The sequence below is a fragment of the Delftia sp. ZNC0008 genome (assembly GCF_000799035.1).
Taxonomy (GTDB): domain Bacteria; phylum Pseudomonadota; class Gammaproteobacteria; order Burkholderiales; family Burkholderiaceae_C; genus Comamonas; species Comamonas tsuruhatensis.
In genome coordinates this window covers 1-861 of record NZ_JTKZ01000517.1, presented here as the reverse complement: position 1 = coordinate 861, position 861 = coordinate 1, and the positions used below count along the sequence as shown (strand labels likewise).

The 861-nt window shown below is 71.8% G+C and carries 1 protein-coding gene; it reads right to left on the bottom strand.

The window, feature by feature from the left end; translation table 11 throughout:
• Positions 1–861, bottom strand: an 861-nt coding sequence (locus tag L995_RS17540) for an ATP-binding protein (RefSeq protein ID WP_052195822.1), incomplete at both ends; no start/stop codon positions are given.

Below are 861 nucleotides of genomic sequence, written 5' to 3'. Positions count from 1 at the left end.
CCGCGTCGGCGCGGCCTTCGCAGTGCACGCTGCCGCCGTGGCGCTGGGCGATGGAGCGCACCAGGGCCAGGCCCAGGCCCACGCCGCCCGAGCGCTCGCTGGCGCCGGGCAGGCGGAAGAACTTCTCGAAGATGCGCTCGCGGTGGGCCGGCGCCACGCCGGGGCCGTGGTCGCAGACGCGGATCTCGGCCATGGCGTCCTGGCGCGCCAGCTCCAGCGTGATGGCGCCCTGGCTGTAGCGGCGCGCGTTCTCCAGCAGGTTGCGCACGGCACGGCGCAGCAGCTTGGAGATGCCGGGCACTTCCAACGCGTCGGTGGACTGCAGGTCCAGGTCGGCATCCACGCGTGCGCATTCCTCGGCGGCCAGGCCGATCAGGTCCACGGGCTCGATCGTGCCCACGTCGCCCTCATAGGTCTCCAGCCGGCTGGCCAGCAGGATCTCGTCCACCAACTGGTCCAGCTCGCTGATGTTGCGCTGGATCTCGGCGCGCGCGCGGGCGCTGGCTGGGTCGTCGCCCATGAATTCCAGGCCCATGCGGATGCGCGTCAGCGGCGAGCGCAGCTCGTGCGAGGCATTGGCCAGCAGCGATTTGTGCGAGGTCACCAGGGTCTCGATGCGCGCGGCGGCGGCGTTGAACTGGTGGGCCAGGTCGGCCACCTCGTCGCTGCCGTGCTCGGGCACGCGCACCGACAGGTCGCCCTCGCCAAAGCGCTTGACGCCGCGCTGCAGGTTCTCCAGCCGCTTGAGCAGGCGGCGGATGATGGGGAACACGCCCACGGCCACGGCCACGCCCACCAGGCCCAGCGTGTCCTTGAGCACCGTGGTCAGCAGCCCGCCCACGCCGTTGAGGATGGGCTTGA